This is a genomic window from Thiohalophilus sp. (assembly GCF_031581315.1).
In the GTDB taxonomy this organism is placed as follows: domain Bacteria; phylum Pseudomonadota; class Gammaproteobacteria; order UBA6429; family Thiohalophilaceae; genus Thiohalophilus.
Map to the genome: position 1 here is coordinate 30,225 of NZ_JAVLAZ010000019.1, position 7,561 is coordinate 37,785.

A 7,561-nucleotide genomic window follows, 5' to 3' on the forward strand; every position below is an offset into this window, starting at 1 on the left:
TGCTCAATTTCCCGCCACTGTCCGGGTTGCAGCCCGTCAAGTGACCAGGGGCCGATAGCATACCGGATCAGGCGCAGGGTAGGATAGCCGACGGCAGCGGTCATACGCCGCACCTGGCGGTTGCGGCCCTCGCGCAGGACCAGCGAGAGCCAGGTGGTGGGAATCGTCGCCCGATAGCGAACCGGTGGCTGGCGGGGCCACAGATCCGGCGGTTCCGGCATGACCGCAACTTCGGCCGGGGCGGTTAAACCGTCTTTCAGTTCAATGCCCTGGCGTAATAGCTCCAGTGCCGCTTCGTCGGGAACGCCCTCGACCTGCACCTGGTATAGCTTGGGGAGCTTGAAAAGCGGGTCGCTGATACGGCTTTGTAATTGACCGTCATCGGTCAGCAGCAACAGGCCTTCGCTGTCCTTGTCCAGGCGTCCGGCCGGATAAACACCGGGAATTGTCAGGTAATGGGCCAGGGTCTGGTCTATATTGTCGCCACTGAACTGGCTTACCACGTTATACGGCTTGTTGAATAGAATCAGCATTTTCAGATTTATGAATAAAGAATCAATAACTTAACGCGTCATACATTAAAGTCGTGCCCGCTGCACGCCGATAGAAATGCTTATATATGAAAAATTCACATTGCATGCCATAAATGTTGTTCTCTTCCCTACAGAGGCGTTTTGCCATTCTTGTTCTGCTGGTCCTTGCGGTACTCGGCGGGATGATTGTCTATAGCCAGAACCAGGCTGGCAAAATAACCCGGGAAGCCATTCAAAGTGTCGCGGAAGTCCGTCAGCTGGAACGGCAGGTCAGCGCGATTCGCAACAGCTTGCAAGCGCTAGAACAACGTGTCTATCGACGCACGGTTATCTCCTATACCGATGATGAAAACGTCGAGCAGCAAATTCAACACTACCTCGACCAGCTGAACCGGCAAATCAATGCTTTATTCACGATATCAACCCGCCACAATAACTGGCAGGAAGCGGCGAAGCATGACCCGGACTCCTTCGCAGCGCTGGCTGTCGAGTTAAAACAGCATGTTCAAAGACTTAAGCGCCACATCGGTTACTACAATATGGTGGCCGCCGACACCCGGTTACGCTTCCCTTTTACCCGGACACTCAACGAGCGATTGTTACCGCTCAATAATGATTTTCTTACCGCGGTTAATACTGCCATTCAGACCCTTGATTCGACAGGCGAGATGGCGGACGAAGAAAAACCGAACAGGCTTTTTACTGATTTGCGTTATGCCTGGGTTCAGCAAATCAGTATTTTTCGCATGTTTGTTCTGTCACGTAGCGGCATGTTCGACACCCCCCGCTCGGCGATGGAAGTTACACTCAATGATCGCAATCTCTTCTGGGGCATTGTAGGCGATTTGCTTGAACAGTTACAGGAGCTGGACCAGCAGGGAAAATTGCCGTTTGAGACGAGCTTTGCAGTCGAGCGGATGAGTGAGATTTACATTGAATATGATAAGTACTTTTCCGATATCAAGCCGACATTGATGTCGGATAAATGGCGGATCGATCATCTGTTCCTGCATGAGCAACTACAGCCGGAATTTACCGCGACGACACAACTCGTTAGCAAGATAAGCGAGAAAATAAAAAACCATTCCACGGAAATTATCGATAAAACTCACGATGTGGCGGATCGGATTAATCTTATGCTCTGGTTGTCGGGAGTGACCTTTATTGGCTTGATGCTGGCCGGTTACCTGATGTTTGAGCGTATGATCCGGCGTCCGGTGCGGGTTGTAGCTGATGCAATGAATGCCGAGGCCAGTGGCGAGTCGTTTTATCCCATCATGTCCTCGAACATCGAGGAAACGCGTCTGCTAGTGGATGCATTTCACAATATGCAGGAACAGGTGCACTCTCGTCAGGCACGACTGGAGTCGATTCTGGATAATGCTGCTGAAGGCGTTATCACCATGGATGCCCATGGTGTAATTGAAAACTTCAATCAGGCCGCGGAGCATTTGTTTGGCTACAGGGCACAAGAGGTGATCGGGCAAAATATCAGTCAATTGTTTCCCCCGGAAACCCGGTTACTTCATAGCTCATACATAAGTCACCTTTGTCAGGGAGATATTCGACCGACAGATTCGGAGGTCGAGACGATCGGGTTGCAACAGGATGGCACGACATTCCCTGTGGCAATCAAGGTCAGCGAAATGAATATCGGGGGGCAGTTGTTGTACACCGCGCTGGTTGATGATGTCAGCGAGCGTATTACCATGATCAGCAACCTGCGTCACCTGGCAGAACACGACTCTCTGACCGGCTTGCATAATCGCTATTTTTTCCTGCAGGAACTGGATCGGGTCGTGCAACGCGCCACGCGTGGCCTGCATGAGGATGTTGCCCTGCTGTATATCGACATGGATAACTTCAAGTATGTCAACGACACTATGGGTCACCTGGCAGGAGATAAATTGTTGATTGAAGTCGCCGGCATGCTGAAAAAGCGTAGCCGCGAAACCGATCTGGTGGCGCGTATCGGCGGCGATGAATTTGCTGTGATACTCTATGATGTGTCTCGTGATGATGTAATGAAAGTCGCCGATGCTTTTCGTAAAAAACTGGAGCATTATCACTTTTCATTTGAAGGCAGGCTGGCCGATGTGGGTTGCTCGATAGGCGTCGCCATGGTCGAGCAGGGTGTCAGTAAGGATGAGTTGCTGGCACGAGCCGATCTCTCCTGTAATACCGCCAAGCGTTCGGGACGTAACAAAGTCCATATTTACAGTGAAGCCGACAAGCAGAACCTGGAAAATATCTCCGACGACATGGGCTGGGTGCGTCGCATCAAGGATGCGTTGCGTAGTAACCGTTTTATGTTTGTTGTGCAGCCGATCATGCAGGCTGGTACCCATGAAATAAATCGCTGCGAAATCCTGTTGCGTATGCTGGATGATGAGGGGCGATTTATTATGCCGAGCGGTTTTATTCCACCAGCCGAGCGGTTCGGGCTGATGCCTGATATTGATCGCTGGGTGGTCAATCACGCCATCGATTATATGACGAGTGATAAAGACGAGAGTTTTAATCTGTCAATCAATCTTTCCGCTGTATCATTTGATGATGAGGGGATGATTAATTTCATTACGGACAAGATTGCGCAGACCGGTATCGATCCGACGCGGATGACCTTTGAAATAACCGAGACAGTCGCAATGGCTAATCTTGAACTAACCGCCACATTTATGGAAAAGCTTCGAAGCCTTGGCTGTCGTACGGCGCTGGATGACTTTGGTGTGGGATATTCCTCTTTTGCCTATCTCAAGGACCTGCCGGTGGATTATGTCAAGATTGATGGTTCGTTTGTCAGGGATATTGATAACAACGACCTCAACAAGGCGATTGTCAAATCAATGAATGATGTCGCCCAGGCCATGGGCAAACTGACCGTAGCCGAGTTCGTGGAGAACGAGGCCGGCATGCACATTCTCGAGCTGATTGGCGTCGATTATCTGCAGGGCTACTATATCGGCCGACCCGAAATTCCCGCTTTTGAGAAACGGCGCATTACCCTTCGCCAGAACGTCCGCTCCCTGCCTGGAGAATGAATCCGGCCGAGTTGGGGTCGGGCATTCTGTCTGGCGCGTTAATCCTGATATAATAGACCTTTCATTTGCGATTTACAGGACAGAGGTATGGCTTACGACAAGATCGCCGTCCCCGCTGATGGTCAGGCCATCGCGGTTAACCCGGATAATTCACTAGACGTTCCCGACAACCCGGTCATCCCTTTCATTGAGGGGGACGGGATTGGCATCGACATCACGCCCGTCATGCAGAAGGTCGTCAATGCCGCGGTAGAAAAGGCCTATGGTGACAAGCGCCAGTTGCACTGGATGGAAATCTACGCGGGTGAAAAAGCCACCCGGCTCTACGGTTCGGATGTCTGGCTGCCGGAGGAAACCCTGGCCGCCATTCGTGAGTTCAGCGTGGCGATCAAGGGACCGCTGACCACTCCGGTCGGTGGCGGCATTCGCTCTCTGAACGTGGCCCTGCGCCAGGATCTGGATCTGTACGTCTGTCTGCGCCCTGTGCGCTACTACGACGGCACGCCGAGTCCGCTGAAAGAGCCGGAAAAAACCGACATGGTGATTTTCCGGGAAAACTCCGAGGACATCTATGCAGGCATTGAATGGGAAGCGGGCACCCCGGAAGTCAAAAAAGTCATTCAGTTCCTGCAGCAGGAGATGGGAGTCAACAAGATCCGTTTCCCGGAAAGTTCCGGTATCGGTATCAAACCGGTCTCCCGCGAGGGGACCGAACGGCTGGTACGCAAGGCCATTCAGTATGCCATCGACAATGACCGGCCATCGGTGACCCTGGTGCACAAGGGCAATATCATGAAATTCACCGAAGGGTCCTTCAAACAATGGGGCTATGAGCTGGCGCAACGGGAATTCGGCGCGCAGGAAATTGACGGCGGCCCCTGGTGCCGCTTTAAAAATCCGCAAACCGGCACCGAGATCGTCGTCAAGGACGTGATTGCCGACGCGTTCCTGCAACAGATCCTGCTGCGCCCGGAAGATTACGACGTGGTGGCGACCCTCAACCTCAACGGCGACTATGTCTCCGACGCGCTGGCTGCCCAGGTCGGTGGAATTGGTATCGCACCGGGTGCCAACATGTCCGATACGGTCGCCCTGTTTGAGGCCACTCACGGCACCGCTCCCAAATATGCCGGGCAGGACAAGGTCAATCCCGGGTCATTGATCCTCTCGGCCGAGATGATGCTGCGTCACCTGGGCTGGGTCGAGGCGGCGGATTTGATAGTCCAGGGTATGTCCGGGGCGATTGCCAACAAGACCGTCACCTACGATTTCGAGCGACTGATGGACGGTGCCACGCTGCTGAGCAGTTCCGCCTTTGGCGATGCACTCATTCAACAGATGGGATAAGGCAAGCCTCCCCCGACGAGAAAACCGCCCTCAAGGGCGGTTTTTTTCTGGGTTAATGTAGTAGTTGTTGGGCCGGCAGGGAGGTTAATGTTGCGTACCGGAGTCCTGCGGGGTCACGCTGATGGCATGCATCCCCTTGGGTCCCTGCTGGTACTCGAATTCGACCTGCTGGCCTTTTTTCAGGGTCTTGTAGCCCTCCATGCTGATGGCGGAGAAATGGGTGAAAATGTCATCTCCGCCGTTCTCCGGGGCGATAAACCCGTATCCCTTGGCATTACTGAACCATTTTACTGTACCTGTCGACATAATCTTTCAGCCTCCTTGTCCATCGACGGGGCAAGCGGTTTACCCCTTGTGTTGCCATGGAATTGCAGCACACCGGTCGAGCCCGGGTGCAACTTTATCCCCTGACTATAGTCAAAATTAAATGAATTTCATCCGATCTGGTGCACAAAAAGAGGGATGGGCATCTCCCGCTCGTATCAGCTAAAATCGGCCCTATGAGTGATCCGAAACATACCCGCGAAAACCAGGATGACGGACTGGCCCTTGAGGAGGCGAAGCCGAAACTCAAGCGTCCGCCCATGTATAAAGTTGTGCTGATAAATGACGATTACACTCCCATGGAGTTTGTCGTTCATGTATTGCAGGCCTTTTTTGGCATGGATCGTGAAAAGGCGACCCATATCATGTTGAATGTTCATACCAAGGGCAAAGGTATCTGCGGCATCTATCCCCGCGATGTTGCCGAATCCAAGGTGGCTCAGGTCAACGATTATTCGAGGCAGAACGAACATCCGTTACTCTGTACCCTGGAACCGGATGCCGATGAGCAGTAGGCGAGGAGGTCGTCATGTTGAATAAAGACCTGGAAAAAACCCTTAACGAGGCCTTCAAGCAGGCGCGCGAGCAGCAGCATGAATTCATGACCGTCGAGCATCTGCTGCTGGCCCTGCTGGATAACCCGTCCGCGATAGAAGTCCTCAAGGCCTGCGGTGCCAATATCGAGGCCCTGCGCCAGGACCTGAACAAGTTTCTCAGCGAGACCACGCCCCTGTTGCCGCCCCACGATGATCGCGAAACCCAGCCCACCCTCGGTTTCCAGCGTGTGCTGCAACGGGCCGTGTTTCATGTCCAGTCCTCCGGCAAACAGGAGGTCAGCGGCGCCAATGTCCTGGTGGCCATTTTCAGCGAACAGGAATCCCAGGCGGTTTACTTCCTGAAAAAACAGGATGTCAGTCGCCTCGAGGTGGTCAACTTTCTCTCTCACGGCATCAGCAAGGTGCAGGACGAGGAGCAGGTGGACGCCGACAGTCTGGCTGACGAGGAGGGCGGTGACGAGTCTGCCAATCCGCTCAAGCAGTTCACCACCAATCTTAACGAGATGGCGCGCCAGGGCCGCATCGATCCGCTGATCGGACGCAAGAACGAACTGGATCGCACCATCCAGGTCCTGTGCCGCCGGCGCAAGAATAACCCGCTGTTTGTTGGCGAGGCCGGCGTGGGCAAGACCGCGCTGGCCGAGGGACTGGCCAAGAAGATTGTCGATGGCGAAGTGCCGGAAATCCTGGCCGACAGCGTGATTTACTCGCTCGATCTGGGCACCCTGCTGGCGGGGACCAAGTATCGCGGCGATTTCGAGAAGCGACTGAAAGCCGTGCTGGCCCAGCTGCGCAAGCAGGAGGGCGGGGTACTGTTCGTGGATGAAATCCACACCATTATCGGTGCCGGTGCCGCCTCCGGCGGGGCGATGGACGCCTCGAATCTGATCAAGCCGGTGCTGGCCTCCGGCGAGCTCAAGTGCATCGGTTCCACCACCTACCAGGAATACCGGGGTATTTTCGAGAAAGACCGGGCCCTGTCACGTCGCTTCCAGAAGATCGACGTGCCCGAACCAACCGTGGAAGAGTGCATCCAGATCCTCGAGGGGCTCAAATCCCGCTTCGAGGAGCACCACAACGTGCGCTATACCCACCAGGCCCTGCGGCTGGCCGCGGAGCTCTCGGAACGCTACATCAACGACCGGCATCTGCCCGACAAGGCCATCGACGTCATCGACGAGGCCGGCGCCAACCAGCGCATGCAGCCGCCGTCCAAACGCAAGAAAACCATCGGTGTGAAGGAGATCGAAGCGATTGTCGCCAAGATCGCTCGCATTCCGCCCAAGACCGTTTCTTCCAGTGATATGGAGACCCTGCGCCATATGGAACGGGATCTCAAGCTGGTGATCTACGGCCAGGAAGAGGCGGTCGACAGTCTCTCGGCGGCGATCAAACTCTCCCGGGCGGGGCTGGGCAACGAGAGCCGGCCCATCGGTTCATTCCTGTTCGCCGGTCCGACCGGTGTGGGCAAGACTGAAGTGACCCGGCAGTTGTCGCGGATTCTCGGTATCGAACTGATCCGCTTCGACATGTCCGAATATATGGAACGCCATACCGTTTCACGACTGATTGGCGCACCGCCGGGCTATGTCGGCTATGACCAGGGCGGGCTGCTGACCGAGGAGATCAACAAGCATCCGCATGCCGTGTTGCTGCTGGATGAGATCGAAAAGGCCCACCCGGATGTCTTCAACCTGTTGCTACAGGTGATGGACCACGGCACCCTGACCGATAACAACGGCCGCAAGGCGGATTTCCG

6 protein-coding genes are annotated in these 7,561 nt (G+C 54.5%); 4 read left to right on the plus strand and 2 right to left on the minus strand.

The features are described 5' to 3' along the window. On the minus strand, positions 1–533 hold a 533-nt coding region (locus RI563_RS04315; protein ID WP_310693118.1), incomplete at its 3' end, for a pseudouridine synthase. 113 nt (positions 534–646) lie between these two features. On the opposite strand from RI563_RS04315, the gene RI563_RS04320 reads away from it, so the two are divergent. Further along, the gene (locus RI563_RS04320; RefSeq protein WP_310693119.1) at positions 647–3,574 is read left to right on the plus strand and encodes a putative bifunctional diguanylate cyclase/phosphodiesterase; all 2,928 of its coding nucleotides are present in this window, start codon (positions 647–649) and stop codon (positions 3,572–3,574) included. Positions 3,575–3,661: 87 nt separating this feature from the next. Beyond that, on the plus strand, positions 3,662–4,921 hold the full coding sequence (icd, locus tag RI563_RS04325; RefSeq protein ID WP_310693120.1) for an NADP-dependent isocitrate dehydrogenase: 1,260 nt from the start codon (positions 3,662–3,664) through the stop codon (positions 4,919–4,921). Positions 4,922–5,005: 84 nt separating this feature from the next. Here the strand turns inward: icd and RI563_RS04330 are convergent, their stop codons facing one another. Beyond that, positions 5,006–5,227, minus strand: a complete 222-nt coding sequence (locus tag RI563_RS04330) for a cold-shock protein (RefSeq protein WP_310693121.1) — start codon at positions 5,225–5,227, stop codon at positions 5,006–5,008. Between the two features lie 194 nt (positions 5,228–5,421). On the opposite strand from RI563_RS04330, the gene clpS reads away from it, so the two are divergent. Both clpS and RI563_RS04340 read left to right on the plus strand, forming a co-directional pair. After that, entirely contained in the window at positions 5,422–5,760 is a 339-nt protein-coding gene (clpS, locus tag RI563_RS04335) for an ATP-dependent Clp protease adapter ClpS (protein WP_310693122.1), read from the plus strand. A 14-nt stretch (positions 5,761–5,774) separates the two neighbouring features. Beyond that, the coding region (locus RI563_RS04340) for an AAA family ATPase (protein ID WP_310693123.1) at positions 5,775–7,561 on the plus strand (1,787 nt) is incomplete at its 3' end.